Genomic DNA, 26,234 nt, shown 5'->3' with positions numbered 1-26,234 from the left:
ACGATGAAGCCCCTGCTCGCCTTCTCCCGTGTGGTGGATGACGTGAACGCCTTTTTCGGGCGGATTGCGGACTGGCTGACGCTGCTGGCCTGTGCGGTCAGCGCCGGCAACGCCTTTGTGCGCTACGGCATTTCCTACTCCTCCAATGCCTGGCTGGAGGTGCAGTGGTACTTCTTCGCGGGGATGGTGATGCTGGGGGCTTCCTATACGCTGTTCCGGAACGAGCATGTGCGGGTGGACATCCTCTTCGGCAGCCTGTCGGAGCGGGCGCGGCTTTGGGTGGATGTCTTCGGCATCGTCGTCTTCCTCTTGCCGGCCATGCTTCTGCTGGCCTGGATGACATGGCCTTTCTTTCTCGACAGCTGGTACCGGGGCGAAGGCAGCCAGAATGCGGGCGGCCTGATCCGCTGGCCGGTGAAGATCCTGCTGCCGGTCGGTTTCGCCCTGGTCGCCCTGCAGGGCGTCTCGGAGCTGATCAAGCGCATCGCCCTGCTGCGGGGCATGCGGCCCGAAAGCGAGGCGGTCGTCGCCTACGAGCGGCCCTTGCAGTGAACCTGAACCACCAGACGACGACTGGACGGGCCTTCTCATGAACCTGGACTATATGCCGCCGCTGATGTTCGGCGGGCTGGTGGTGTTTCTGCTGATCGGCTTCCCCGTGGCCTTCTCCCTGGCCGCGGTGGGGCTGTTCTTCGGTTTCATCTCTATCGAGCTGGGCTTCTTCACCACGGCCTATCTCGGCAACCTGCCACTGCGGGTCTTCGGCACGCTGTCGAATGACCTGATGCTCTCCATTCCTTTCTTCACCCTCATGGGCGCGATCCTGGAGCGCTGCGGGTTGGCGGAGGACCTGCTGGAGGGAACGGGGCAGCTCTTCGGCAAGATCCCGGGCGGCCTGGCCTATGCGGTCATTCTGGTGGGCGCGGTGCTCGGCGCCATCACCGGCACGGTCGCCGCCTCGGTCATCGCCATGGGCATGATCAGCCTGCCGATCATGATCAAGTATGGCTATGATATGCGGATCGCGACGGGCGTAATCGCGGCCTCCGGCACCATCACCCAGGTCATCCCGCCCAGCCTCGTGCTGATCGTGCTGGGCGACCAGCTCGGCCGCTCGGTCGGCGACATGTATGCGGGCGCGATCGGCCCCTCCATCCTGCAGATCCTGCTGTTCCTGCTCTTCATCGCGGGCGTCTCGATCTTCGCGCCCCACAAGGTGCCGCCCCTGCCGGCAGAGGCTCTGGGCACGCGCGGCTGGCCGCTGATCTGGCGCGTGCTGAAGGGGATGGTGCCCTCGATCGTCCTGATCTTCCTCGTGCTCGGCACCATCTTCATGGGGCTGGCCACGCCAACGGAAGCGGGCGCCATGGGCGCGGTGGGCGCGGTCGCGCTGGCCTGGGTCAATGGCCGGTACTCCTGGAAGCTGATCCGGGAGGCGATGTCGAACACCATGCGGATCACCGCCATGGTGATCTTCATCCTGCTCGGCGCCACCGTCTTCTCCCTGGTGTTCCAGGGCGTCGATGGCGGCATCTGGCTGGAGCACATGATGTCGGCGGTGCCAGGCGGCCAGGTCGGCTTCCTGATCTTCGTCAACGTCTTCGTCTTCTTCCTGGCCTTCTTCCTCGACTTCTTTGAGATCGCTTTCATCATCGTGCCCTTGCTGGCCCCGGTGGCCGCCAAGCTTGGCATCGACCTAGTGTGGTTCGGTGTCCTGCTCTGCATCAACCTTCAGACCAGCTTCATGCACCCGCCCTTCGGCTTCGCGCTGTTCTACCTGCGCGGCATTGCGCCGAAATCCGTGCTGTCGCGCGACATCTACTGGGGCGCCATCCCCTGGCTGCTGCTGCAGCTCGTGCTCGTCGCCGTCGTGATCCTCTGGCCGGAAAGCGTGACCTACTGGATCGACAAAGGCACGGGCGTGGATCCAAACAGCGTCCGCATCGAGGTGCCCATGCCCGATATGGGCGAGGAGGCGCCGCCCATCACCTTCAATTAAGGCGATGGCGGGATTCCTGAGCCGCATCCTTGACCGGGCCCGGGGGGCGCTTCGCGGCGCCATCCCGGGCCTTTTCCGTTCCAGGCTGGTGGCGGCGCCGGATTGGACGGCTGATCGTGCCCGCATCCTGCTTGTCGGCCCGACCGGCGCGGGGAAGAGCACCTTGGTGAACGCCATCCTGGGCGAGGGCACGGCCGCTGCCGGCGCCGGGATGCCGGTGACAGCCACCACCACCTGGCATGGCCGGGAATCCGGCCTTCCTCTGGCCTTAGGCGACACGCGCGGGCTGGAAACGGCGGCGAGCAAGGCACAAGCGGCTGCTTTTGCGGCCTCCCTGGCGGCGCTGCCCGCCTCCCGCCGTCCTCATCTGGCCTGGCTGGTCATGAACGCCGAGACGGCGCGCGCCTTCACCGGGCAAGGCACGCTCGGCGCCGTGGCGGAGGCGCTGCGGATGGCAGGGATCCCTGCTCTAGCCGTGCTGACCCATGCGGAACCCGGGCCGGATGCCTATGCCGGGCTGCGCGCCCGGATCAGGCAGGCAATGGGCGATGTGCCTGTCCTGGCAGTGAATACAAGGTCGCTGATCGGGGCGGATGGCGCGGTCTTGATGCCGGCCCATGGCCTCGATGCGCTGTGGGACGCATCCCGCCCCTTTCTGCCTGGGGTGGAAGACCCGCTTCCCCGCTAGGGGGAGTTCAGCGGCCCAAGCAGGCCCATGAGCCGCGACAGCATCTCGCGCAGGTCCCACAGCCCGGAAGGCGGCGGCGGGGTGCTGCCCTCCGGCTGGCGCGCCCGCAGCCAGGACAGGGCGGTGGGCGTTTCGGAAAGCCGCAGCTCCACGGGTTCCTGCATCACCTGCGCCTCAGGCACCAGCAACCCGGTTACCCGCACCAGGACGCGGTCCGCGGCGGGCAGTTCTGCGGCGGCGCGGACAAGGTCACCCTCGCGCGGCGCGCAGACCAGGGAACGCCCTTCGAGCCCACAGGGCATCTCGAAAAGCCGGTTTGGCGGAAAGCGGAGTTGCACTGTGCCGGTCAGGGCCAATGCCCCGCGCGCCGCGCCCTCCAGCGACAAGTCCCGCGCCGCCACCACTGGCACCAACCGCCCGCCGCGATCCTCCACCTCCAGCGTCAGCGCGGCCAGGCCGGCCGAGGCGGGCTGCACCGGCAGCCGGTGCAGCATCCGGCACTCCGCACGGTCGGTCATGCGGTCCGTGGTGCAGGAGAGCAGCCAGGGGCCGAAGCTCGCCGTCTGGCCCTGCGGCGAGGCAGGTTTGGCCGGCACCGTTCCCTGGGACAGGGCCGGCATGGCGAGCAGCAGAAGGAGGGCGACAAGCCGCATCATGCCGCCCACATTCGCACGGACGGCCGGCCTTGTGTGGCCCTTTCACGTGACCTCATCCGGAGACACCCGCCCATGCACCATGTCCGCCTGCCCGATGGCACCGAGGTTCCGGCGCTCGGCCAGGGCACCTGGCATATGGGGGAGCGAGGGGCCGACCGGCGGGCCGAAGCGGATGCGTTGCGGCTGGGCCTCGATCTCGGCCTTACCCTGATCGACACGGCCGAAATGTATGCCGATGGCGGAGCGGAGGAGGTGGTGCGCGATGCCATCGCCGGCCGGCGCGACGAAGTTTTCCTGGTCAGCAAGGTCTATCCCCATAATGCCTCCCGCACGCGCATGGCCCGGAGTTGCGAGGCCAGCCTGCGCCGGATGGGGGTGGAGGCGATTGACCTCTACCTCCTGCACTGGCGCGGCAGCGTGCCGCTGGCCGAGACGGTGGAGGCGTTCGAGCGGCTGATCGAGGACGGAAAGATCCGCCGCTGGGGCGTGTCCAACCTGGATGTAGAGGATCTGGAGGAACTCGGTGCCGCCCTACCGGACTGCGCGACGGACCAGGTTCTCTACAATCTGGAGGCACGCGGGCCGGAATATGACCTGCTCCCCTTCTGCCGGGACCATGGGATGCCCGTGATGGCCTATTCCCCAGTGGGCCAGGGCGGACGCCTGCTGCGGCACCCGGCGCTGCGGTCGGTGGCGGCGCGGCATGGCACCGGCCCGGCCGCTATTGCCCTTGCCTTCACGCTGCGGAGCCCTGGCGTGATCGCCATTCCCAAAGCCAGCGATCCCGCCCATCTGCGCGAGAATGTTGCCGCGCGCGACATCATTCTGACCGAGGCCGATCTGCGCGAGTTGGACGCCGCCTTCCCGCCGCCCCGGCGCAAGCAACCGCTCGCCATGCTCTAGGGAACGGGTGAGTCAGTCCGCGGAAAAGCCGGGGTGGGGGGGCTTCACGCCCAGGCTCCGCATCGCCTCCCTTAGGTCCCGCGTGCGGAAGGGCTTGCCAAGGAAACGCTCCTTCGGCCCGAAATGCCGGTTGTTGGCATGGTCCGGACGCCCTGTGAGATAGATGACGGGCAGAGAGGGATGACGCTCCTGCGCCGCCTTGGCGGCATCGAAGCCATTGGCGCCCGGACCGAGGTCGACATCAGTCAGCAGGAGATCGCATCCGCCTGCGGCTTCGATCTGTGCGATGGCATCGTCGGCCGAGGCGGCGGAACGGACGGCAAAGCCCTCTGCTTCGATGATGTCCGTCAGGACATCCCGCACCAGGTCATCATCCTCGAGAACCACTACATCATGCATCGGCTGACTGCCGCTTCCTATGCGTCCATTACATGCTTTAACGCACAGGACAGCGATATGTTCGGCGCAGGCGCGAAATCAGATGGACATGGTGGCGATCGAGTTACCGTCAACTCTGGAACTCGCGCCGTTCGTGAGGCTCGCTATTTCTGAGTACGCCAGCGCGACGGCCATCGCCACCGGCGACGCAGGTCCGCAGCGTCCGTCATCGGCATCGCGACACAGCTGGGCAAAGGCTGTCCTTCGGAACGGACGACCTCCGTGCCCTAAGGCGGCGAAAGCTTTGCGGTTTCCGGCGGCGGTAATCTGGCACCACGCTTCACAAACATAGAACAAAACGGGCCACGTTATCAGTCGGCGGAGAGGGGAAGCCGCCGGAGAAGCATGCCGCCCCTGCAGCACAGGCGCCTCAATGACCTGCGATCAGGACAATAGCGAGATAGTGGCAGATGGCCGCCGCAAGAACCGAGGCATGCCAGATGGCTGAGTGATAGGGCAGCCTGGACAGGTGCACCGGAACGCCGACGCTGTAGAGGACTCCGCCGAGGCCGAGGAGCCCAAGCTGCCAGGGAGACAAGGTCTGGATCAGCGGGAACAAGGCGAATACGCCGACCCAGCCGAGAAGAAGATAGGCGGCGATGGCGGCCCGATCGAAGCGGTGGGGCGCACAAAGCTTGATGGCTGCTCCGAGAATTGCGCCTGTCCAGACGAAGGCGAAAAGGACCATCCCCGGAATGCCGCCGATCGCCAGCAGGGCGACAGGGGAATAAGTGCCCGCGATCAGGAGGAAAATTGCCGCGTGGTCACACCGGCGCAGCCACGCCTTGGAGGGCCCCGGAGGCGCCAAGTTATAGACCGCCGAAAAGCAGAAGCTTGCCAAAAGTCCCAACGCGTAGAGGCCGAGCGCGAGAATGGCGACCGTGCCGGGTGGCAAGATCGTCGCGAGGAAAAGACTGCCCACCACAGCCGCGGCGGCGCCCAGGACAAGCACAGCAGCATCGGCCGCCTGCTCTGGCCCGGAGAGAAGGCGGGTTGCACGGGGCACCCCCCATTCTTCACTCCCGCCAGCGGCGCTCAATGCCTCAGGAGCAGGATCGAGGCGGTCCAAGGATTACCGCCGGGATTTGCCGCGCTGGATCTCGCGCTCGATCGCGCTGCGCTCCGCAGAGCCCAGCTTGCGAACGATCTCCGCCACAATGGCGGTAGAGATGCGGTGCCGCTTGGCGAGTTGAGCAATCAGGTCTTCGGTCGCCTCATGGCCAACCTTCTCGACCACGTCAGGTTTGGCTTTGCCTTGCGACACGAAATGTCCCCAGCACAAAAAGGGGCGCGACTGCGCCCTATAGTTTAAATTCAGGCAAGCGGGATGTTCTTCCCGAGCGCGGCCGTCGGCCCGAGTCGCATCTGGCTCTGGCTGACCACACGCTCATGCCCGTCATGCGTGCTCCTGACGCGGTACTCACGGTCAACCCCGTCATTCGGCAGAAGTCGCACGACGGTGTAGACGCCAAGAGCATCGCGCGGAGTCAGGTGGCCGGCAATAATCTCAACGTTCTGACCGACCTCGAAACTGTGGCGCGGCATAGGCTTCCCTTTCAGGACGCGATCAACCGGCCTCGTCATCGACAGGCCAACCGATCGGAGATCAGTGGCGTGAGTTGCGGAAAGGGAGGGGCATTGCCCTTCCTTTCCGCCGGTGCCGCCTGCTGGCGGCGAAAGCGTCAGGCCGCCTTCAGGTTGCTGGCCGAAACCCGGCCCTGCTGACCACGCTGCAGCTCATACTCAACCCGGTCGCCCTCGCGCGGCTCCTGGATGCCAGAGCGCTGAACGTCGGAAATGTGCAGAAAAACGTCCTTGGAACCGTCTTCCGGCTGAATAAAGCCAAAGCCCTTGGTCGAGTTGAACCACTTAACAGTGCCGATAGCCATGAGGGTATCCGTTCGCAAAGAAATACCGGTCCTGGATACCCAGGACCGCATCAAACTCAGGAGAGAGACGGACACCGGGCTCGGCGCTCCGGAGGAGCAAGGAGAGCAGGCCGAACCCAACGAGGATGATAAGTAGAATTTGGTGAGACGGGACGCCCCATTCAAGCTGCGAGAGTAATCGCACCAGGAACTGTTCCGAGGACAGAAACGGAGGCGGAGGCGCAAAAGGCACTCGTATGGGTCGCCCAGCTCTTCAGGAATGGGGCCGCATGCCGGTCCGCTCAGGTCACCACGCTCATTAGTGGATTCCCGGCCAGGAAGGCCGCGAGGTTCTTCATTACCACTTCCTGCTGCGCGAACTGCGCTGTTTCCGCATAGGCCGCGATATGCGGCGTCAACACGACGTTTGGGATGGCCTTCAGCCGTTCGGGTACTTCCGGCTCGTTTTCGTACACGTCCAGCGCCGCGCCGGCGATCACCTTGCGCTCCAGCGCGTCGCACAGCGCCGTTGTATTCACCACGCTGCCGCGGGAGATGTTCACCACAATTCCCCGCGGGCCAAGGGCCTCAAGGATTTCCGCATTGATGGCATAGCGGTTTTCCGGCGCCGCACGCACTGAAACCATCAGCACATCCGACCAGCGCGCGAGGGCTTCCAGCGAAGTATGGTATTCGTAATCCACGCCCGCTGCCGGCCTGCGGTTGTGATAGCCGATTGTCATACCGAAGGCGGCCGCACGGCTGGCGATGCGCTTGCCGATGGCACCCAGACCGTAGATGCCCATCCGCTTGCCCATCAGGCCGGGCACCAGGGGCAGGCGCTCGACGGCATTGCCGGTCCAGCGCCCCTCCCGGACGAAGCGGTCACCTTCCACGATCTTGCGGCCACTGGCCACCACCACGCCCATGGCGAACTCCGCCACGCTGTCCGCATTCGCCTCGCCTGCATTGGTCACCCGGATCCCGCGTGCGGCGGCGGCGGCCAAGTCCACGCCCTCGAAGCCCGTGCCGTAGCAGAGGATGAGGCCGAGCGAAGGCAGGGCCGCCATCAGCGCGTCATCGGTGGAAAAATGACCGAGGGTGATCAGGGCCCGCGCCGCTTCGGCACCCGGCGGAAGGGCGTCCGGAGCTGAGCGCTCCATCGGCCCGAGCAGCGTGTAGTGCTCCTCCAGCATCGACACGATCCTCGCGGGCAGGCGCGGGGCCATCAGGATCACGGGCTTCAAGGCTAGGCTTTCCGTCGGTTGATGCGGCGCAGCATGGTCCCGGCGGGCCGATGGCGCTACCCCCGGAAGCGCCCGAGGAAGGCAACCACCTCTTGCAGGCTGGGCGGCCGTTGCAGCACCGCCCAGCGATCCCGCAGGAAGGAGAGATAGGCTTGGCCCAGCGCCGTGGTCAGCCCATAGGCCACCGCGGCGTTCACTGCCCCGCCCGCGACGCTGCCCACGCCCGGGACGAATTTCAGCAGCGTGCCCAAGGCCCGCGCCGCCACGCGCCCGCCGACCCCGGCGGCGGCGGGGCCGAGCAGGGCGGCAGCCACGGCCTTCAGCGGCATCTCCTCGGCCGGGGTGCCCAGGCGCACGGTCACATCTACGATCATCTTGGCTTGCACACCGAAGATCAGAGCGGCATCGGCGAAGGGGATGGGTGTCGTGGCCAGGGCGGCGGCGATGCGGGCATGGGCGGCGATGGCGCCTTCCGCCTCCGCGATCTTCGGCGCCAGCGCCACGAGATTGGCCGCGGCCGCGGCGGCGCGCCGGCCTTCGGGCAGGGCGGCCACCGTTTCCTCCACCAGCGCCTCCAGCCCCTGCGCCTCGACCCTTGCCCCTCCCGGAAAGAGGCGCGGCGCGGCCACCACCCGGAGCACCGCCCGCGCCTGCGGGATCGAGCTGCGGACAGTGTCGGAAAGCCTGTCCTCCCCCCAGGCCTTGGTCAGCACGATGATCACCGGCACCCCCTGCTCCGCCAACAGCCGGGCAAGCTCCTGGTCCGCCGGCTCCACCCGCTCCCCAGCCGCGTCAATGCAGAGCCAGGCGAGGTGCAGCCGTTCCTCCTCCTCCAGCGCCGCCAGCCGGGATAGTTCCGCCCCCACGGCCTCCCGCGTCTCGCGATAGGCGCCCGGCTCCAGCCCGCGCGTATCGGCCAGGTAAAGCGGCGCGCAGGGATGGCGGTACCAGGTGGCGACAGTCGAAACCGGCGCCCCCTCCCCGGTCTCGGCCACCACATGGCCGAAGACAGCGTTCACCAGCGTGCTCTTGCCCGCGCCGGACCGCCCGGCCAGCAGCACGTTGCAACGCTGCATCCCGGCCAACCGCTCCTCCAGCCCAGGCACGGCGCCCACGGCGTCGTCCAGCAGGGTGGCGCCGCGGCCAAGCAGCCGGCCGACCCAGCTTCCCCGCCTTGGCGCTGGCCGGGTGAAGCCCCGCACCACCGGCGAGGTCTCCCCGAGCGCGGAGAGTTTCCGCACCCGAAGCGCCGTCAGCAGCGCCGGCAGGACGGGTGGCACATCGGCGCCCTCCACCAACATGGGCCGCAACGCCGCGGCCAGGGAGAGCGGCTCGGTCTCGGCCAATCTGGCAGCCGCGGCGATCTCCGCCCGCTCCTGCTTCGTGCAGAGCAGGAGCAGAGGCAGGGGATCACCGCCTGCCACTGCCCGGCGGGCATGGTCCAGGGCGACGGCGATCGGATCGGGCTTGACCGACTTGCGGAACATCAGGGACGACTCTGCCCGGCATGGCCCAGCCCGTCCAACCCGAGCCGCCCCGCCTGGCGGCACCCTCCCAGGAGGGTGACAGCGCCTCGCTGATCGCCGCCCTGCTTGCGGGAAGCGAGGCGGAACTGGCGGCTGAGCTGGAACCGGCTGTGGAGGCCTTCATCGGCAACGCCGTGTTCCGCTACGTCGCCGAGGAGGCGCTGGTCGCGATCGGCGTCACGGCCGTGTTCTTCTTCCTGGCGGCGATCACACCCTACCTGCCCAGCATTACCTGGGCGTTGATCGCGGCGGGGGCGGTACTGTTCTGGTACCTCGTGCACTTCGCCCAGGGAATCGTCTCGGCCTGGCCGCTGGCCCGGGCGCTGTTCCTGCTGCGCGGCGCATCGGTGTTCCGATTCGCCCTCTTCGTCCTGGCGCGCTACGCGATCACGATGCTGGAGGCGAAGATGGAGGAGATCGGCCGCGCCGCTTCCCTTGTCCCCCGTTTCGGATTGCGTCTGGCACGGGTGGTCTATCAGGACGATCGGGACCGCGTGGCCCTGGCCCTGGCCGACGCGCTGAGCCGGCCCGTGCGGCGGGAGCTGCTCTGGACGGCGGCACTGGGGCTGCTGCCGATGCTGGTGGTGATGTTCGGCTTCCGATCCGCCCTGATGTGGAAGGCCGGGCTCTACGGGGTGGCGCATATGGCTTGGTACGAGCTTCTTCTGCTGCCTTTCCGAGGCGGGCTGGGGGGCTAGCCTTCCCTCATCCTGCATCCGGCCCCGGATCGCAGCCCGCCTCGTCGTCGTTAGCGGGCAGGCTTTCCCGTGAACACGCCGGAACGGCGCCGTCTGAAATCATGCTCCGAAAGGAGTTGCACGATCGCCGCGGCGATCTTCCTCCCTCCCTGGCCGGAGGGCTCGATCGGATTGGCGAAATCCGCGTCCTCGTCGCAAATCAGCCGCAGATCGAGCACGGGAAGCCCCTGGGCGAAAGCGGCCCGGCTGATGCCATCGTTGAACAAAGTTAGGCCCATCAGGCCCAGCCTCTGGCGCAGCGGGTCCGTGAAGCGTGGGTCATAGATGGTGCAGAGCGCCACTGGCAGACCTCGTGCCAGCACCGCATCGAGCATGGCGCCGTAATCCCGCCGGAAGGCCTCGCGCAGCTCCGCCAGCTTGCCCGCAGCCTCGCCGACGCTCCGCGCCGCCTCGTTGAAGATCCCTTCCCGCCGGAGGGCATCGTTGCCGCCGACGCTAACCACCAGATGGGTGGCATCGGCCGGGATCTGGGCCAGTTGCCTGCCGATGTCGCTCACCACCGCCCCGTCCCTGGCGGCTAGCGTCACGCGCCATGGATGCGGCACCTGCCCGCGCAGATGGGTCACCACATCGGGCTGACCGCCCACATAAGCCTTGTTGTCGAAGGAAGAATCGCCCAGCAGCACGACATGCCCTGTGGCCCCCGGCAGAACGGCCTGGGCGTGGGCCGCGCCAGCAGCCACACCCAGCCCCGCCGCGGCCAAACCACCGATTGCGTCCCGGCGATGCGTGGTGGAGGAAATCGGAGCCTGCATCGCATGCCACCCTTAACGAGGCCCGCAAAGCCGGGCTGAGTGGTGGGTGAAACGCCTGAACGGTTGAAGAAGCGGCACCTGAATGGGGCGCCCCGTCATTCATTCCGGCCTTCGCCAGCCGTCACGGGTCGAAGCTGACGGCTCGGGTGAGGATCAGCCCGCCGGCGGCTCTCTCCGAAGCAGCCACACGCCCAGGATGACGGAAACCACGAACAGCGCCGCGCCGAGGACAAGCTGCGCCGTCCGGTCCACGGCCACGCCATCCCCCAGCAGGACGAAAACCAGGGTCTGCGGCAGGTAGCCAAGGGCCGAGGCGGCCAGGAAGGGCGCCATCCGCAGGCCGGACAGCCCAGCCAGCAGGTTGAGGGCGAGATTGTTGCCCACGGGCAGCAGCCGCAGCGCCAGGGTGGCGCCGAAGGGCTTGGCTGTCAGGCGGTCGTGCAACGGCCGCAGGCGGCGTCCGAAACGCCCCTCCAGACGCCGCGCGGCCCAGCCGCGCCCGACCAGCCGCGCCCAGCTAAAGGACACGGCACAGCCCAGCACCTGCGCCACCAGGGACAGCGCCGTGCCAATCGGGGCACCGAACGCATAGCCACCCAGGAAGGCAACGGCCTGGCGTGGCAACCCGGCCGCTGCGGCGGCCGTGCCGACGCCGAGGAACACAGCCTCCCCCCACAACCCCTGGCCGCGGATCCAGTGGTCCACCCAGGCCATGCCGGTCTCGCCACCCGGGGCGAAGCCGAGCATGCGGATGATCCAGCCCGCCACCCCTAGCCCGGCCGCCATCAGTGCCATCCGCCCGGCGGCGGTCAGGGCGCGGCGCGTACGGGTGGCGGGCGTGCCGGGGGCGGAGGTGGCGCTCACGCGGCAGCCGGCGGATCGGTATCGTCGGGCAGCAGCCTGGGGCGCTTCCAGCGGTGCTGCAGCCACATTACCCCGAACAGGTCCACGACCCCGACCGCGAGCCGGTCCAGCGTACCGTATTTCGAGACACCGCGAGTCCGGGGGCGATGGCCCACCGGTTCGCTCACCACGCGGCCGCCGCCTCGCAGGACCAGGGCCGGCAGGAAGCGGTGCATGTGGTCGAAATGCGGGAGGGCCAGGAACAGCTCCCGCGGAAAAACCTTCAGCCCGCAGCCCGTATCCGGCGTCGCGTCGCCCAGCAGGCGGGCGCGCACGCGGTTGGCGATGCGGCTGGTGCGGCGCTTGGTCCAGCTGTCCTTGCGGGTGGTGCGCCAGCCCGCGACCAGCGTGTCCGCTCCTTCTGCCTGGGCGCGCGCCCAGAGCCGGGGGATATCGGCGGGATCGTTCTGGCCATCCCCGTCCAGCGTCGCGATCCAGGGAGCGTGGGCGGCGCGAATGCCCGTGACCACGGCGGCCGACTGTCCGCAGGAGGCCGCATGACGCAGCAGGCGCACCGGGGCCGGCGCCGCGCGCACCGCCGCGGCGGTACCATCGGTCGAGCCGTCATCCACGTAGATGATCTCATGTGGCACGCCCGCCAGGGCGGCCGCAATCTCGGCCACCAGAGGGGCAATGTTCGGGGCCTCGTTCCGCACGGGCACCACGACGCTGATCAGGGGCCCGCCCCCGGGCAGGAAGGTCGGCGGCCCGCCGGCGGCCAGGGCGCCGGGCGCCGGCCGGTCGAGCGGAGGAAAGGGCGGGGACATGCGGCGGCGGGGGGTAGCAGGGGCCGGGCAGCACGTCCAGCGCGGCCCCGTCGGAACGCCAGCAAGATGAAACAAACGGACAGCGGCTTGGTTGCAAGCTCCCCTTGCCCCACATGGGCAGGCATACTTCCCTGCGCTTGCGGCCCGCGCCGCCCACGTCATTTATCGGACATCATGCCCTTCGACGCCCAGGCTCCTTACCTTAGCACCGCCACGCCGGCCGGGCGCACCCGCGCAGTCGCTTTCTGGCTGCTGGCCGTGGCCGTGATGGTCTGGGTCATGGTGGCACTCGGCGGTGCCACGCGGCTGACCGGATCGGGGCTGTCCATCATGGAATGGGCGCCCTTGCGGGGTACCCTGCCGCCGATGAGCGATGCCGAGTGGAACCGCCTTTACGAGCTCTACCGCACCATCCCGCAATACCATCTGGTGAATCGCGGCTTCGGGCTGGAGGGCTTCAAGGGCATCTTCTGGCTGGAATGGACCCATCGGCTCTGGGGCCGGCTGATCGGGCTGGTCTATGCCGCCGGCCTGGTCTGGTTCTGGCTGCGTGGGGCCATCCCGCAGGGCTATGGCAAGCGTCTGGTGCTTCTGCTGGCCCTGGGCGGGCTGCAGGGGGCGGTCGGGTGGTTCATGGTCGCCTCGGGCTTCGAGGCGGACCGCACCGCCGTCTCGCCCTGGCGGCTGGTGATCCATCTCGGCCTCGCGCTGCTGCTCTTCGCGATGCTGCTCTGGACCGCGCTGTCGCTGCTGCGTCCTGACCGGAACGCACCGCCCGAGGCCCGGACCTTGCGGCCGCTGGCCCATGCCACCGCGGGGCTGGTGGTGCTGACCATGCTGGCGGGTGGCTTCGTCGCCGGCATCAAGGCGGGGCTGGACTACAACACCTTCCCGCTGATGGGCGGCCAGATCATTCCGGAAGGCTATGCCGCACTGACCCCTTTCCTGCGCAACCTCGTCGAGAACGTGGCCGCGGTGCAGTTCAATCACCGCCTGCTGGCGACGCTGACCGGTCTTTCCGCCCTGGCACTGGGCTGGCTGGCCCTGGCACGCCTGCCAGCGGGCCCTGCTCGCGCAGCCGCCATGGGCCTCGCCGGGGTGGTCATGCTGCAATACGCGCTGGGAGTGGCGACCCTGCTGCAGGTCGTGCCGGTCTGGCTGGGCACGCTGCACCAGACTGTGGCGGTGGCGGTGCTGGGGGCTGTGCTGATCCTGATGCACGCGCTGCGCCGGCCCCGAACAGGCCCACCCGCTTGAGCGACGCCCCACCCCAGGAAGGCCTTCAAACTGATTCACTGACCCGCAGCGTGATAGACGCGCTGCCGCATGGTGTTTGCGTCTATGGCCCGGACCGGCGCGTGCGGCTGGTGAACGCCGCCTATCAGCGTGTCATGGCCGGAGCCGAGGTGGAGGTGGGCGAGAACCACGGGGACATCCTCGCGCGCCGCATCGCCGCAGGCGAGTTCGGGACGGAAATGGAGCAGACGCTGCGGAATGCGCGCTCTGCCTTCGATATGGCCTATGAGCAGGTTCGGACCCGGCCCAACGGCACCGTCATCTCCGTTCGCGTCGTTCCGCTTCCGGATGGCGGGCGGGTGGCGGTGGTGACGGATGTGACCGCCCGCGTGGCGGCCGAGGCAGCGGCCGAGCGCCGCATGGCCACCCTTCGGGCCATGCTGGACAACCAGCCCGAGGGTGTCGCGCTGTTCGACCTCAATAGCACCCTGATCGCCGCAAATGCCCTGGCCGCGCAGATGTGTGGGCTGCGCGTCGAGGACATGGCGCCCGGCCGTCATATCCTGGAATTGCGCGGTCTGCAGATCGCTGCGGGCGAGTTCGGGGCGCCGGAGGAAGTGCGCCGCTTCACCAAGGCGCGCGGCGCCCAGCCGGTCCGGGATGTCGGCCGCTACATTCGCCGCCGCCCCGATGGGACCCTGCTGGAGATCCGCACCGATCCGACCCCGGATGGTGGCTTCATCCGCACCTACCGCGACGTGACGGAGGACCAGCGCGCCCGGGCGGAGTTGCAGGCCGCCCGCGACACGGCCGAGGCCGCCTCACGCGCCAAGACGAGCTTCCTGATGACGATGACGCATGAGTTGCGCACCCCGCTGCATGCAGTCATTGGCTTCTCCGAGGCCATCCTGGAGGAGGGCAAGCCCGACAGGATGCGCGCCCATGCCGAGGAGGTGCTGGCGGCCGGCCAGCAGCTTCTGGGGCTCGTCGACGGGCTGCTGGAGGCGACGCGGATCGAGACGGAAGCTGTCGCCATGCGCGGCACTGTCTTCGATCCCGCCCCGGTCCTGCATGCCGCAGCCGCCTCCGCGCTCAAGGCGGCCGGGGGCCGGCTCGGATTCACCCTCCGCATCCCGGAGATGCTGCCGCCGATGCGCGGCGATGAGGCCAGGCTGCGGCAGGTGCTGGACGCGCTGCTGTCGAACGCCATCAAGTTCACGCCGGCGGGCGAGGTGACGCTCTCGGCAATGCCGCGGGATGGCGGCTCGGTCATCACCATCACCGATACGGGCATCGGCATAGCGCCGGAGGACATCCCCCGCGCCATGGAAGCCTTTACCCAACTCGAGGGCGGCCTGACCCGCCACTACTCGGGCTCCGGCCTCGGCCTATATCTGGCGCGTTCGCTGGCGGAGGCGATGGGAATCACCCTGACACTGGACAGCACCCCCGGAGAGGGCACCACCGCGCGGCTTACGGTGCCCCCGGCAGAGGAGAATTCGGCATGAGCGCCTTCATCAACGACGCGCCGCTGGACGCCACCGCCCGCCTGTTCTTCCGCGAGATGGACGCCGCGGAAGCCGGGCGCATTACCGCCGACGCCCTTTCGGGCGCCGAGGACGGGGAGTTGTTCCTGGAATACCGGGAAAGCGAGATGCTGAGCCTGGAGGATGGGCGCATCCGCTCCGCCACCTTCGACACGCAGCGCGGCTTCGGTCTGCGCGCGGTGCGCGGGGCGGCGGCGGCCTATGCCCATGCGGGCGAGGTCTCGGCCCCTGCCCTGCGCCGCGCCGCCGCTGCCGTGCGCGGCCTGGCGGGCGATGGCGCGATCCGCGTGGCCGAGCCGCCACGCGCGACCAATGCGCGCCTCTACGATTCCGCCAATCCGCTTCAGGCGATGGATTTCGCCGCCAAGACGGCGCTGCTGGCGGAGATCGACGCCTTCGCCCGTGGGCGCGACCCGCGCGTGGTGCAGGTGATGGCCTCGCTCTATGGCGAGTGGCAGGCCGTGCGGATCATGCGCGCCGATGGGCGCGAAGTGGCCGATCTGCGCCCGCTGGTGCGGCTGAACGTCTCCGTCGTCGTGGAAAAGGACGGGCGGCGCGAGACCGGCAGCTACGGCATGGGCGGCCGCTTCGCCTATGACCGTATGCTGGGCAAGGAGAACTGGAAGGCCGCAGTGGACGAGGCGCTGCGCCAGGCCGTGCTGAACCTGGACAGCGTGCCTGCCCCGGCCGGGGAGATGGAGGTCGTGCTCGGCCCGGGCTGGCCCGGCATCCTGCTGCATGAGGCGATCGGCCATGGGTTGGAGGGGGACTTCAACCGCAAGGGCACCAGCGCCTTCGCGAAGCTGATGGGCCAGCGCGTGGCCTCCAAGGGCGTGACGGTGGTGGATGATGGGACCATCCCGGACCGTCGCGGCAGCCTGACCGTGGACGACGAGGGCACCCCGACCAGCCGCACCGTGATGATCGAGGATGGCATCCTGACCGGCTTCATCCAGGACCGGCAGAATGCCCGCCTGATGGGCGTGGCGCCCACCGGTAATGGCCGGCGCCAGAGCCATGCCCATGTTCCGATGCCGCGCATGACCAACACGGTGATGCTGGGCGGAGAGCACGCGCCGGAGGAGATCCTGCGCAGCGTGAAGCGTGGCCTCTACGCCGTGAATTTCGGCGGCGGGCAGGTGGATATCACCTCGGGCAAGTTCGTCTTCTCGGCCTCCGAGGCCTACATGATCGAGGACGGGAAGATCGGTGCCCCCGTGAAGGGCGCGACGTTGATTGGCGACGGGCCGAGCGCCCTGACCCAGGTTTCCATGATCGGAAACGACATGGCGCTGGATGCCGGCATCGGCACCTGCGGCAAGCAGGAGCAAGGCGTTCCAGTGGGCGTGGGCCAGCCGACGCTGAAGATGAAGGGACTGACCATCGGCGGCACGGCCGTCTGACCGCCAGGTGGGCTTCTGGGACTTCATCCTCGCCGATCTGGTCGTCGCGCTTTCCGCCATCGTCCAGCTTTCGGCGGGGCTCGGGCTGACGCTGGTGGGGGTGCCGCTGCTGGTCGCTATCGACCCGCGGCTGGTTCCGGTGCCCTTCATCCTCTCGGCGCTGGTGATGATGTTCGGCCAGTGGCGGGTGGATTCACGCGCCGTGCCGCCGGGGATGCTGCTGCCCTCCGTGCTGGGGGTCGCGGCCGGCACGGCGATCGGCATGGCGCTGGCCGTGCTGCAGCCGGCCCTGGCGACGCGCCAGGGCTATGGGGTCGTGGTGCTGATGGCAGTCGCGCTGGCCATCGCGGTGCCCCGGCTGCGGCCGACAGTGCCGATGCTGGCCGGGGCCGGCTTCGTCTCGGGCGTCATGGGCGGCATCTCCGGCGTGCACGGGCCGCTGATGGGGCTGGTGGTGTCGCATCTTCCGGCCCAGGCAGTGCGCGGCTTCCTCGGGCTGTTCTGGCTGCTGGCGCATCTCACCCTGCTCGGCATGGCCATTCCTGCGGGGCGGCTGGGCTGGCAGGAGGTGTGGCTGGCGTTGGGGCTGTTGCCGGGCATTGCGCTGGGGGCGGCGCTGTCCGGCCCCGCGCGGCGCTGGCTGCACGGAGCAAGGCTGCGCTGGGCCATACTGGGCATCTCAGCGGCTGGCGGCATCGGGCTGGTGGCGGCCGGATGAGCCCGCTGCGCCTCGCGCGGCCGGAAGAGGCCGCCGCCATCAAGGCGCTGGTCGAGCGGGCCTATGCCCATTACGTCCCCCTGCTCGGCCGCCGTCCGGCACCGATGGATGACGACTTCGCCGCCCGGATCGCCCATGGGCAAGCGCATGTAATGGAGCGGGACGGCGCGATCATCGCCCTGGCGGTGATCGAGGATCGCGCCGACCATCTCTGGATCGAGGATCTGGCCGTGGAGCCGGCGCTGCATGGCCAGGGGATCGGTCGCATGCTGCTCGCCTTCGCCGAGACGGAGGCACGCCGCCTCGGCCTGCGCGAGCTGCGCTTGCTGACGAATGAGCGGATGGAACGTAACCGCGCCATCTACGCGAAAGCCGGCTTCACGGAGACGGAGCGGCGCGAGGAGGAAGGGTTCCGCCGCGTCTATATGGTGCGCCGGCTGTCCTGACGGCGGCCTTCGGGCCGAAACGCTGGCCCCGAGCCGCTCCGCCGGTGTGGTTTCCGCCCGGCCGGAAGGCGCGGGACCGTTACAGCGCCGCCTCCTCGAAGACCCGCGACACATCCCCGCCCCAGCTCTCGGCATTGCGGCGCAGCCAGTGATCGGCCTGGGTTTCGCCCGAGGCCGCGACGCGCTCCAGCGGGGCCAGGAAGCGCTCCTCCCCATGGCCCCGGGCGCGCAATCCGTCGCCCGCGATGGCGAGCACCTCGCGCGCCACCTCGCGCAACGGCACGCCGCTGATCTCGGCATCCAGCGCCTGCATCGGCACGGCGGCACGGAGCGCCTGCATCTGCGCGACGGACCAGTCGCGCGTGAGGGCGGCGACCGCCTTCTGCGCCGCGTCGTCATAGAGCAGCCCGACCCAGAAGGCCGGAAGCGCCGTCACCATGGAGGCGGAGCCCATATCGGCACCGCGCATCTCCAGGAATCGCTTGAGGCGGACATCGGTGAAGACCGTCGTCACATGGTCCGCCCAGTCGCCCATGGTGGCGCGGATGGAGGAGTCGCTCGGCAGTCCCTTCGCCATAAAGTCGCGGAAGGTGGTGCCGGTCGCGTCCACGAAGCGTCCCTCGCGCATCACGAAATACATGGGCACGTCCAGGACCCAGTCGGCGAAGCGCTCGAAGCCGAAGCCGTCCTCGAAGACCACGGGGGGGATGCCGGTGCGGTCGGGATCGGTGCGGGTCCAGACCTGGCCGCGTAGCGTGCGGTATTCCGTTGCCGCCCCCTCCCGGAAAGGGGAATTGGCGAAAAGGGCGGTGGCCAGCGGCTGGAGCGCGAGGGAGATGCGAAGCTTCTCCACCATGTCCGCCTCATCCCCGAAATCGAGATTGGCCTGCACGGTGGCGGTGCGCAGCATCATGTCGAGGCCCATATCGCCCACACGCGGCATGTAGTTCCGCATGATCGCGTAGCGCGTCTTGGGCATCCAGGGCATCGCCTCCCGCGTGGCGATGGGATGGAAGCCGAGGCCCGCGAAACCGATGCCGAGCGGCTCCGCCACCTCGCGCAGGTCGCGCAAATGGTCGTCCAGCTCGGCCTCGGTCTCCCCGATTGTCGCGACAGGGGCGCCGGAGAGCTCGAACTGGCCGCCCGGCTCCAGGCTGACGCTCGCCTCGCCGCGCTTGAGGCCGATGAGCTTGCCGCTGTCCTCGATCCGTTCCCAGCCCTTGGCGGCCAGCCCTTCCAGCAGGGCGGCGATGCCGTTGGGTTCATAGGAGGGCGGAGTGAAGCCTCGGCGGTGGAAGCCGATCTTCTCGTGCTCTGTGCCCACCCGCCATTGGTCGCGCGGCTTGCTGCCGGCGGCGAACCATCCGGCGAGGTCACGCGCGGACTGGATCGGCGTGAGATCGGCCTCGCCAGGATTGGACATGCTGCTTTCTACTCGTCCGTGTGATGGGTCCAATCGCCGCGGATCGCCTGCACAACCGCCAGCGCCGAGACCGCCGCCGTCTCCGCCCGGAGGATTCGGGGGCCGAGGCTGGCCATTGCAACAAAGGGATGCCGCGCCAAGGCGTCAAGTTCCGGTCCCGTGAAGCCGCCCTCGGGACCGACGAGAAGGGCCGGAACGGGACCGGCCAGGAGGGTGGCCAGGGGTGCCGCCTCCCGCCGCTCGGCCGCCACGATGAGGGGGGTGGCGGGGTCCCAACCCTCCAGGGCGGCATATAATGGCACGGCCTCGGCCAGATCCGGCACATCCAGGCGCTCGCACTGCTCCGCCGCCTCCCGGGCGATGAGGGCCAGGCGGGCGCGGTTCACCCGGTCCGGCACGGCGCGGGTCGTGAGGACGGGGTGGATGGCCCGGGCGCCCAGTTCGGTCGCCTTCTCCACCACCCATTCCATTGCCTCCCGCTTCAGGGCGGCCACCAGCAGAACGGGGCCGGCCGCGGGCGGCTGCGGCCGGACCAAGACTTCGGGCACCAGCGCCGCATCATCCTTGCGGATCGTGCCGATGCGGCCGCGCCACTCTCCATCCCTGCCGTTGAAGAGGGTCACGGCATCCCCCTCCTTCTTTCGCATCACCGCGCCGAGATAGCGGCCTTGCCCCGGGGCGGCGGGAATGGCCGTTCCCTCGCGCAGGTCATGTTCGGTGAAGAGACGCGGGATGGACACAGGCGGCGATCCGTCGGACAGGGAGTTCGTGGCTCCTTACACCGATATCCGGCGGGAAGGCCTGTCCGGCTGGCTTCCTTCCGCCCTCATTCCCTATGCCCTGCTGATGCGGCTGGACCGCCCGATCGGCTCCTGGCTGCTCTTCCTTCCCGGGCTCTGGGCCTTCGCGGCCGCCGCGCCCTCCTGGGGGCGGGGATTGTGGCTCACCCTGCTGTTCGGGGTCGGGGCGGTGGTGATGCGCGGCGCGGGCTGCGTGGTGAACGACCTGTGGGACCGCGACCTTGACCGCCAGGTGGAGCGGACCCAGGGCCGCCCCCTGGCATCCGGCGCCGTCTCCTCCCGGCAGGCCCTCGCCTTCCTGGCCGCCCTGCTGGTGCTGGGGCTGGTGATCCTGCTCCAGCTTCCCCCCGCCGCAATCCTGTTCGGCGCCTGCTCGCTGGTGCCGATTGTCCTCTATCCTCTGGCAAAGCGCGTGACGAACTGGCCTCAGGCCATGCTGGGCTTCGTCTTCACCTGGGCGGCGCCAACGGGTTGGGCGGCAAGCACCGGGCGGCTGGAGACCCCTGCCCTGCTGCTCTGGGTCGCCGCTTTCTTCTGGACCCTGGCCTATGACACGATCTACGCGCACCAGGACCGGGAGGATGACGCGCTGGTCGGCATCCGCTCCTCCGCCCTGACACTAGGGGAGCGCACGCAGCCCTTCCTCGGGGTGTCCTTCGCGATCTGCATCCTCCTCGTGGCTGCGGCGGGGCTTGTTGCGGGGCTGGACCCGCTTTTCCTCGTCGCGCTCCTCGTACCGGCAGCCCATTTCTCCTGGCAGGTATGGCGGCTCGATATCCATGATCCAGGGCTCTGCCTGCGGCTGTTCAAATCGAATCGCGACGCCGGATTGCTGATCGCCCTGGCGCTTCTGGTGGGACGGTTGTGAAAGGCGGGGAAGGACCGGCACTTCGGCATCTGGGCACATCGGCCGAAATCCCGTGAAGGATCCCGAGGCCTTTGTCGTCGCCCACACGGCCATCGCGCACCCAGCCCTGGTACCCGAGATCCCGCTCTATCTGGCCACCGAGATCACCCCGATCTGGCAGGCGACCGAGGCCTGGCTCGGCGAGCAGGGCATTGAGCCCCCCTTCTGGGCCTTCGCCTGGCCTGGCAGCCAGGCGCTGGCCCGCTGGGTGCTGGACGAACGGTCGCGCGTAGCGGGACGGCGCGTGCTGGACTTCGCGGCGGGGGGAGGCCTGGCCGCCATCGCGGCGGCGCGGGCCGGGGCAGCACTGGTGGAGGCCGCGGAGATCGACCCACTTGCCCATGCCGCCACCCGGCTCAACGCCCGGCTGAACGGCGTTTCCGTGCTGGAAGCACCCGGCGATGTGGTGGGCACGCCCAATCGGTGGGACACGGTGCTGGCCGGCGACGTCTGCTACGAGGCGCCGATGACCCGCCATATCCTGCCCTGGCTGCGCAGCCTGGCGGCAGCGGGGGCTGAGGTGATCCTGGCCGATCCTGGCCGCGCCTATGTTCCCAGCGAAGGCTTGGCGCCGGTGGCCCGCTTCCGAGTGCCGGTCACGCGGGAGTTGGAAGATCGCGACGAGCGCGAGGTGGTCCTGTCCCGCCTCCTGCCCTGAGGGCGGCTGAGGTGCCACGAACACACTGCCGCACTGCGATCCATGGGACGAAACCCCTGGCACCCCATTCAGTTCTCCCGGCGTCACCCAGTCGTCGGATAAATGTCATGTCGCAGCGCATCCTGATCGTGGAGGACGAGGCTCTTATCGCCCTCGACCTCTCCTATTCCCTTGAGGCCATGGGCCATGAGGTGGTGGGCGCTGTGGCGGACTCGCGGGAGGCCCTGAAAATTGCCCAGGAAGGGATCGATCTGGCGTTGGTGGACCTGAATCTGCGGGACGGCCCCACCGGCCCGAGGCTGGGCGAAGTCCTGTCCCAGGACTGGGGTGCCACCGTCATTTATCTCACTGCCAATCCGCATCAGGTCGGGCCGGGGATCAGCGGTCCGGTTGGCATCCTGTCCAAGCCCCATTCCGAGGCGGCGCTGAACGAGGCCGTGCGCTTCGCCATCTCCCTACGCGAGGGGCGCTCCGCGGTGCCGCCCGACGAGCTACGCCTGCTGGCGGGTACGGCGACGGCGATCGAGGGCGTCCACCGGCAGGCGGGCTTCTAGCTCCAGACCCTCCGGCGTCCAGTTCCGCGTGATGGTGCCACCAAGCTGGCCCTGCACGCTGATGGTTGCCAGCCGGCTGCCGAACCCCTCACGCGCAGGCGGGCCGGCCAGGGGCGGGCCGCCACTCTCGTGCCAGCGCAGGACGATGGCCTCGGCCTGCTGCTCCACCAAGATACGGACGCGCCCGGCTGGGCGGGACAGGGCCCCGTATTTGGTCGCGTTGGTCGCGAGTTCGTGGAACAGCAGCGCGAGCGGCGTGGCCGCAGCGTCATCGAAAGCCTGGTCATCGCCGGCAATGACGATCCGATCCTCCTGCCCGGGGCTGGGGGCGTAGGGGGAGAGCAATTCGCGCAGGAAGCGAAACAGGGTAGGCCGGTCCCCCTGGAAGCGGCCGCCAGGGCCCGGCGGGCGGGCGAATTCATGGGCGCGGGCCAGGGCATTGATCCGGCCACGCAAATCCTCCGCGAAGGCCCCGGCCTCGGGGTGGCCGCGGGCGGAGAGGGAGACGAGCGAGACGATGACGGAGAAGAGATTCTTGATCCGGTGCGTCAGCTCATGGCCAACCACCTCCTGCTCCGTGGCCAGGCGGCGCAGGTCGTGGATATCGGTGCAGGTGCCGAACCAGCGGGTGATGCCTCCGCGCGCGTTCCGGACCGGCATGGCGCGGGCGAGAAACCAGCGCCAGGATCCGTCGGCCATGCGGAGGCGATACTCGACCTCATAGGTTTCGCCGGTGGTCAGCGCGTGGCGCCAGCGCTCCCAGGCTTGCGGCTGGTCCTCCGGGTGAACCATCTCGGACCAGGCCTCCCCATCGGCCTCGCCGGGCGCCATGCCGGTCATGTCATACCAGCGGCGATTGAAGTAGTCGTGGTAGCCGTCCGGGCGGGCCGACCAGACGACCTGGGGCATGGTGTCGGCGATGGCGCGGAAACGGGCGTCACTCTCCCGCAACGCGGCCTCGGTGTTTTTTTGGTCGGAGATGTCCAGCGCGACCCCGGCCAGGCGCATGGCCGTGCCCGCGGCATCACGGAGCACTCGGCCGCGCAGCAACACCCAGACGACATCCCCGCCCGGCGGCCAGACGCGGTAGGCGATATTCAGCGGCGCGCGACCAGCCAGGGCCAGGGCCAGGGCCCGATCCAGCGAGGGACGGTCCTCCGGCACCACATGGGCGAGAAGCGTGGGGCCAGGTGCTCCCTGCTCACCCAGCATCGGGTCCATGCCATGCAACATGCAGGCGCGGGCATCGCCATGGATGAGATTGGTTTCCGCATCCCAGTCCCAGGCGCCGGCGATGCCGGAGGCCTCAAGAGCCAAGGCCAGGCGCTCCTCGGCCCAGGCACGCGGCCTCGGGGAATGTGATGGGTCAGTGGGCAAGCGGCGGTTCCGCGCAGTTTCGTGGCGGCAAGCTTACGCCATGCTGGGGGGGGCGACGTCAAACGCGCAGATTAGGAAGCGATGCGTCGGGGCTGCCATGCGGCGGAGTCGTCGGGAAAGGGCGATCCACGGAACGAGTCGGCACAGCGGAGGGCGCCGGAAGCAGGCGGGGCCGCCCCCGGCCATGAAGGGCCAAAGACTCCGTGAAGCACCACATGAACCAACCTGAGCCAATTCAAACCAATTCAACGCCCACAGCCCGCAGAAGCATGCCCCGCCATGGTTCTGCTTGACAGCCAGACAAGCCGAGCCTCTGATCCTCGGAGAAAAAAAGAGGGCTGGCGGTCTCACTGACCAACTGGCCCAGGAATTGGTCCAGGAAAGGTTCATGGCAACGATGCCTGTCACCTTGATCAAGCACACGCGCTGCCCTGACATCATGCTCGCGCAGGGCGGATAGCCACCACAGTTTTGGAAGCGTGCATCCACCCGGCATCGGCCCGCCTGGACGCCGCATAAGTAACGCTTTCCATCCCGGCAGCCGCCAGATGATGAACCGGGTCTTCAGTTATGGGCGGGCAGTGGAGGCATTCAGGAAATGCCGGCCCGGCCGGGTGCTGACGACCTCAACGGGGCGGGCTCGCCTCGCCCAATGCCGAGCATCAAGCACCGGATCTCGGCCCGAAGGAGGAACGTATGACGACAGCATTCACCCCAAGCGCCAAGAACCATGAAAATCTTCATCCCCTGGCATCACGCCTGGTGCACGCGAATGACCTTCCGTGGGAGCCGATCAAGTATCCTGGGGTTTATGTGAAAACGCTGCTCGTCGATAAGGCGACCGGCCTGTTGACCGTGCTCCTAAAAATGGATCCCGGCGCCGAGTTGCCGGACCATGAGCACGTCCTTCTGGAACAGACCTACGTGATGGAAGGAAGGCTGGTCGACAAGACAGGCCATGAGGTCGGCCTTTCCGTCGGGCCCGGCGAGTTCGTCTGGCGCCCAGCCGGAAGCCGGCATTCCGCCTGGACTCCAGAGGGCGGCCTGATGCTGGCCATGTTCCAGGTGCCCAACAAGTTCTTCGAGAAGGACGGCAGCATCGTCGACCTGGTCGGGGACGACTGGGGATCGAAGTGGCAGGCCGCCATCAAGGAACCCGCCTGAGCACACGCCGTCGGCCGCTTCCGGCGACGGAAGCGGCCCCACGTCTTTTCCCTTGATTCGGGAGTTCCGGGACAAGGCTCCTTCCAGACTGCACGAACCAATCAAAGAACCGCGGAAAAGCGGAGAAACGGGAGAGAGACATCCATGAGTGGACAGGTCGAAGGACCGGTTCTGCCGGGCGCCGCCACCCCCGACGATGCCAGCACAGGGGTTTTCGGCTGGTACAGGGAACTGACGGGGAAGGAACGAAAGACCTTCTGGGCCTGCTTCGGCGGCTGGGCCCTCGATGCAATGGACGTCCAGCTCTACAGCTTCGTGATTCCGACGCTGATCGGGCTGTGGGGCCTTACCCGCGCCGATGCGGGGGTGCTGGCGACAGTGACGCTGCTGGCCTCCGCGGTCGGCGGATGGGCGGTGGGTATCCTGGCCGACCGCTACGGGCGCGTGCGGATGCTGCAGATTACCGTGCTGTGGTTTGCCTTCTTCACCTTCCTTTGCGCCTTCACGCAGAACTTCGAACAGTTGCTGATCTGCAGGGCGTTGCAGGGCCTTGGCTTCGGTGGCGAATGGGCGGCCGGCGCCGTGCTGATCGGCGAGATCATCCGCGACAAGCACCGCGGCAAGGGCAACGGCACCGTGCATAGCGGCTGGGCCGTGGGATGGGGCGCGGCGGCGCTGCTTTATACCGTCTTCTTCTATCTTCTTCCGGCCGAGATCGCGTGGCGCGCCCTCTTCGCCGCCGGGCTTCTGCCGGCCATCTTCGTGATCTTCCTGCGCCGCTACGTCGCCGAACCCGAGATCTTCCTGGAGAACCGGCGGAAGATCGAGCAGGGTGCCGCACGCTCCAGCTTCCTGGACATCTTCTCCTCAGGCATCCTGCGGACGACGATCCTGGCCTCGCTGCTCGCGGTTGGCACGCAGGGCGGCTACTACGCGATCATGGTCTGGCTGCCGACTTATCTGAGTACGGTGCGCGGACTTTCCGTGCTGAGCACCGGCGGCTACCTGGCCATCGTGATCGTCAGCTCCTTCCTGGGCTATGTGATCAGCGCCTATCTGACGGATGCCATCGGCCGGCGGAAGAACTTCTTCCTCTTCGCCTGCTGCTCGGTCATCACCGTGCTGGTCTACATGTTCGTGCCGATCGGTGACTCTGTGCTGCTCCTGCTCGGCGCGCCGCTCGGCTTCTTCTCCTCAGGCATCTACAGCGGCATCGGCGCCTTCTTCAACGAGCTGTTTCCGACGCGGATACGCGGCTCTGGCATCGGCTTCTGCTTCAATTTCGGCCGCGCGGTCGGGGCGCTGTTCCCGGCGCTGGTTGGCATCCTGAGCGCGACGGTCCCATTGGGGCAGGCCATCGGCATGTTCACCGTTGGGGCCTACGGACTCATCATCCTGGCGGCCCTGCTGCTGCCGGAAACCAAGGGGCGGTCCCTTACCGCCTGAGAGGCCAGGCACCAGGGCGCCTCGTCACGCCCTGGTGCCAGACCGCC

Annotated in this window: 29 protein-coding genes; 15 read left to right on the top strand and 14 right to left on the bottom strand. The window is 68.3% G+C overall.

Annotated elements, in window-relative coordinates; translation table 11 throughout:
• Positions 1-3 precede the first annotated feature (3 nt).
• Genes ACO1BU_RS04360 through ACO1BU_RS04350 form a run of 3 tightly spaced genes read left to right on the top strand, consistent with a single transcriptional unit; the run spans position 4 to position 2,687 of the window.
• Positions 4-552 (top strand): TRAP transporter small permease subunit, encoded by a 549-nt coding sequence (locus ACO1BU_RS04360; RefSeq protein WP_424134686.1) that lies wholly within the window; start codon positions 4-6, stop codon positions 550-552.
• A 37-nt stretch (positions 553-589) separates the two neighbouring features.
• Entirely contained in the window at positions 590-1,999 is a 1,410-nt protein-coding gene (locus ACO1BU_RS04355; protein ID WP_424134685.1) for a TRAP transporter large permease, read from the top strand.
• A gap of 4 nt (positions 2,000-2,003) precedes the next feature.
• Positions 2,004-2,687: a GTPase gene (locus ACO1BU_RS04350; RefSeq protein ID WP_424134684.1), complete on the top strand. Its 684-nt coding sequence runs from the start codon at positions 2,004-2,006 to the stop codon at positions 2,685-2,687.
• On the opposite strand, the gene ACO1BU_RS04345 is transcribed toward ACO1BU_RS04350, so the two are convergent.
• Positions 2,684-3,343 (bottom strand): hypothetical protein, encoded by a 660-nt coding sequence (locus tag ACO1BU_RS04345; RefSeq protein ID WP_424134683.1) that lies wholly within the window; start codon positions 3,341-3,343, stop codon positions 2,684-2,686. The two genes, ACO1BU_RS04350 and ACO1BU_RS04345, sit on opposite strands and share 4 nt — an antisense overlap.
• A 72-nt stretch (positions 3,344-3,415) precedes the next feature.
• On the opposite strand from ACO1BU_RS04345, the gene ACO1BU_RS04340 reads away from it, so the two are divergent.
• Positions 3,416-4,246: an aldo/keto reductase gene (locus ACO1BU_RS04340; RefSeq protein ID WP_424134682.1), complete on the top strand. Its 831-nt coding sequence runs from the start codon at positions 3,416-3,418 to the stop codon at positions 4,244-4,246.
• Positions 4,247-4,258: 12 nt separating this feature from the next.
• On the opposite strand, the gene ACO1BU_RS04335 is transcribed toward ACO1BU_RS04340, so the two are convergent.
• The 7 genes from ACO1BU_RS04335 to ACO1BU_RS04305 form a co-directional block, all read right to left on the bottom strand.
• Positions 4,259-4,645, bottom strand: a complete 387-nt coding sequence (locus ACO1BU_RS04335) for a response regulator (protein ID WP_424134681.1) — start codon at positions 4,643-4,645, stop codon at positions 4,259-4,261.
• A 409-nt stretch (positions 4,646-5,054) separates the two neighbouring features.
• Positions 5,055-5,690, bottom strand: a complete 636-nt coding sequence (gene trhA / locus ACO1BU_RS04330) for a PAQR family membrane homeostasis protein TrhA (RefSeq protein ID WP_424134680.1) — start codon at positions 5,688-5,690, stop codon at positions 5,055-5,057.
• Between the two features lie 66 nt (positions 5,691-5,756).
• The gene (locus ACO1BU_RS04325; protein ID WP_424134679.1) at positions 5,757-5,948 is read right to left on the bottom strand and encodes a hypothetical protein; all 192 of its coding nucleotides are present in this window, start codon (positions 5,946-5,948) and stop codon (positions 5,757-5,759) included.
• A gap of 50 nt (positions 5,949-5,998) precedes the next feature.
• Positions 5,999-6,229, bottom strand: coding sequence for a hypothetical protein (locus ACO1BU_RS04320; protein ID WP_424134678.1), 231 nt, complete (start codon positions 6,227-6,229; stop codon positions 5,999-6,001).
• A gap of 137 nt (positions 6,230-6,366) precedes the next feature.
• Positions 6,367-6,573 carry a cold-shock protein gene (locus ACO1BU_RS04315; protein WP_424134677.1) on the bottom strand — a complete coding sequence of 69 codons (207 nt, stop codon included), beginning with the start codon at positions 6,571-6,573 and terminating at the stop codon, positions 6,367-6,369.
• 281 nt (positions 6,574-6,854) lie between these two features.
• Positions 6,855-7,790: a 2-hydroxyacid dehydrogenase gene (locus tag ACO1BU_RS04310; RefSeq protein WP_424134871.1), complete on the bottom strand. Its 936-nt coding sequence runs from the start codon at positions 7,788-7,790 to the stop codon at positions 6,855-6,857.
• A gap of 65 nt (positions 7,791-7,855) precedes the next feature.
• Positions 7,856-9,286 carry a GTPase gene (locus tag ACO1BU_RS04305; RefSeq protein WP_424134676.1) on the bottom strand — a complete coding sequence of 477 codons (1,431 nt, stop codon included), beginning with the start codon at positions 9,284-9,286 and terminating at the stop codon, positions 7,856-7,858.
• 20 nt (positions 9,287-9,306) lie between these two features.
• Here ACO1BU_RS04305 and ACO1BU_RS04300 point away from each other — a divergent pair, with 20 nt between their 5' ends.
• Entirely contained in the window at positions 9,307-10,023 is a 717-nt protein-coding gene (locus ACO1BU_RS04300) for a hypothetical protein (RefSeq protein WP_424134675.1), read from the top strand.
• A 50-nt stretch (positions 10,024-10,073) separates the two neighbouring features.
• Here ACO1BU_RS04300 and ACO1BU_RS04295 read toward each other — a convergent pair whose 3' ends face one another.
• From ACO1BU_RS04295 to ACO1BU_RS04285, 3 genes are all read right to left on the bottom strand, one after another.
• Positions 10,074-10,838, bottom strand: a complete 765-nt coding sequence (locus tag ACO1BU_RS04295; protein WP_424134674.1) for an SGNH/GDSL hydrolase family protein — start codon at positions 10,836-10,838, stop codon at positions 10,074-10,076.
• A gap of 153 nt (positions 10,839-10,991) precedes the next feature.
• A complete protein-coding gene (locus ACO1BU_RS04290) occupies positions 10,992-11,702 on the bottom strand; it encodes a TVP38/TMEM64 family protein (protein WP_424134673.1) in 711 nt (236 codons plus the stop codon).
• The gene (locus tag ACO1BU_RS04285) at positions 11,699-12,508 is read right to left on the bottom strand and encodes a glycosyltransferase family 2 protein (protein ID WP_424134672.1); all 810 of its coding nucleotides are present in this window, start codon (positions 12,506-12,508) and stop codon (positions 11,699-11,701) included. Before ACO1BU_RS04285 ends, ACO1BU_RS04290 begins: the two co-directional genes overlap by 4 nt.
• Positions 12,509-12,682: 174 nt before the next feature.
• Between ACO1BU_RS04285 and ACO1BU_RS04280 the strand changes: the two genes are divergently transcribed.
• Genes ACO1BU_RS04280 through ACO1BU_RS04260 form a run of 5 tightly spaced genes read left to right on the top strand, consistent with a single transcriptional unit; the run spans position 12,683 to position 17,858 of the window.
• Positions 12,683-13,765 carry a COX15/CtaA family protein gene (locus ACO1BU_RS04280; protein ID WP_424134671.1) on the top strand — a complete coding sequence of 361 codons (1,083 nt, stop codon included), beginning with the start codon at positions 12,683-12,685 and terminating at the stop codon, positions 13,763-13,765.
• Positions 13,762-15,252 carry a PAS domain-containing sensor histidine kinase gene (locus ACO1BU_RS04275; protein WP_424134670.1) on the top strand — a complete coding sequence of 497 codons (1,491 nt, stop codon included), beginning with the start codon at positions 13,762-13,764 and terminating at the stop codon, positions 15,250-15,252. The genes ACO1BU_RS04280 and ACO1BU_RS04275 overlap by 4 nt, the downstream gene beginning before the upstream one ends.
• Positions 15,249-16,694, top strand: a complete 1,446-nt coding sequence (gene tldD / locus ACO1BU_RS04270; protein ID WP_424134669.1) for a metalloprotease TldD — start codon at positions 15,249-15,251, stop codon at positions 16,692-16,694. Before ACO1BU_RS04275 ends, tldD begins: the two co-directional genes overlap by 4 nt.
• A 7-nt stretch (positions 16,695-16,701) precedes the next feature.
• The gene (locus ACO1BU_RS04265) at positions 16,702-17,412 is read left to right on the top strand and encodes a sulfite exporter TauE/SafE family protein (protein WP_424134668.1); all 711 of its coding nucleotides are present in this window, start codon (positions 16,702-16,704) and stop codon (positions 17,410-17,412) included.
• Entirely contained in the window at positions 17,409-17,858 is a 450-nt protein-coding gene (locus ACO1BU_RS04260; RefSeq protein WP_424134667.1) for a GNAT family N-acetyltransferase, read from the top strand. The genes ACO1BU_RS04265 and ACO1BU_RS04260 overlap by 4 nt, the downstream gene beginning before the upstream one ends.
• 79 nt (positions 17,859-17,937) lie before the next feature.
• Here the strand turns inward: ACO1BU_RS04260 and ACO1BU_RS04255 are convergent, their stop codons facing one another.
• Both ACO1BU_RS04255 and ACO1BU_RS04250 read right to left on the bottom strand, forming a co-directional pair.
• The gene (locus ACO1BU_RS04255) at positions 17,938-19,281 is read right to left on the bottom strand and encodes a glutamate--cysteine ligase (protein WP_424134666.1); all 1,344 of its coding nucleotides are present in this window, start codon (positions 19,279-19,281) and stop codon (positions 17,938-17,940) included.
• 8 nt (positions 19,282-19,289) lie between these two features.
• Positions 19,290-20,021: a 16S rRNA (uracil(1498)-N(3))-methyltransferase gene (locus ACO1BU_RS04250; protein ID WP_424134665.1), complete on the bottom strand. Its 732-nt coding sequence runs from the start codon at positions 20,019-20,021 to the stop codon at positions 19,290-19,292.
• Between ACO1BU_RS04250 and ubiA the strand changes: the two genes are divergently transcribed.
• From ubiA to ACO1BU_RS04235, 3 genes are all read left to right on the top strand, one after another.
• The gene (gene ubiA / locus ACO1BU_RS04245) at positions 20,014-20,949 is read left to right on the top strand and encodes a 4-hydroxybenzoate octaprenyltransferase (RefSeq protein WP_424134664.1); all 936 of its coding nucleotides are present in this window, start codon (positions 20,014-20,016) and stop codon (positions 20,947-20,949) included. The genes ACO1BU_RS04250 and ubiA overlap by 8 nt on opposite strands.
• Positions 20,950-21,001: 52 nt before the next feature.
• Positions 21,002-21,646, top strand: a complete 645-nt coding sequence (locus ACO1BU_RS04240; protein ID WP_424134663.1) for a class I SAM-dependent methyltransferase — start codon at positions 21,002-21,004, stop codon at positions 21,644-21,646.
• Between the two features lie 107 nt (positions 21,647-21,753).
• The gene (locus ACO1BU_RS04235; protein WP_424134662.1) at positions 21,754-22,200 is read left to right on the top strand and encodes a response regulator; all 447 of its coding nucleotides are present in this window, start codon (positions 21,754-21,756) and stop codon (positions 22,198-22,200) included.
• On the opposite strand, the gene ACO1BU_RS04230 is transcribed toward ACO1BU_RS04235, so the two are convergent.
• Positions 22,138-23,577, bottom strand: coding sequence for a sensor histidine kinase (locus ACO1BU_RS04230; RefSeq protein WP_424134661.1), 1,440 nt, complete (start codon positions 23,575-23,577; stop codon positions 22,138-22,140). The genes ACO1BU_RS04235 and ACO1BU_RS04230 overlap by 63 nt on opposite strands.
• A 696-nt stretch (positions 23,578-24,273) precedes the next feature.
• On the opposite strand from ACO1BU_RS04230, the gene ACO1BU_RS04225 reads away from it, so the two are divergent.
• Positions 24,274-24,741, top strand: a complete 468-nt coding sequence (locus tag ACO1BU_RS04225; protein ID WP_424134660.1) for a cupin domain-containing protein — start codon at positions 24,274-24,276, stop codon at positions 24,739-24,741.
• A 144-nt stretch (positions 24,742-24,885) separates the two neighbouring features.
• On the top strand, positions 24,886-26,187 hold the full coding sequence (locus ACO1BU_RS04220) for an MFS transporter (protein WP_424134659.1): 1,302 nt from the start codon (positions 24,886-24,888) through the stop codon (positions 26,185-26,187).
• Positions 26,188-26,234 lie beyond the last annotated feature (47 nt).

The organism is Roseomonas chloroacetimidivorans (assembly GCF_049629625.1).
GTDB classification, from domain to species: domain Bacteria; phylum Pseudomonadota; class Alphaproteobacteria; order Acetobacterales; family Acetobacteraceae; genus Roseomonas; species Roseomonas chloroacetimidivorans.
This window is presented reverse-complemented; position numbering and strand designations above follow the sequence as displayed.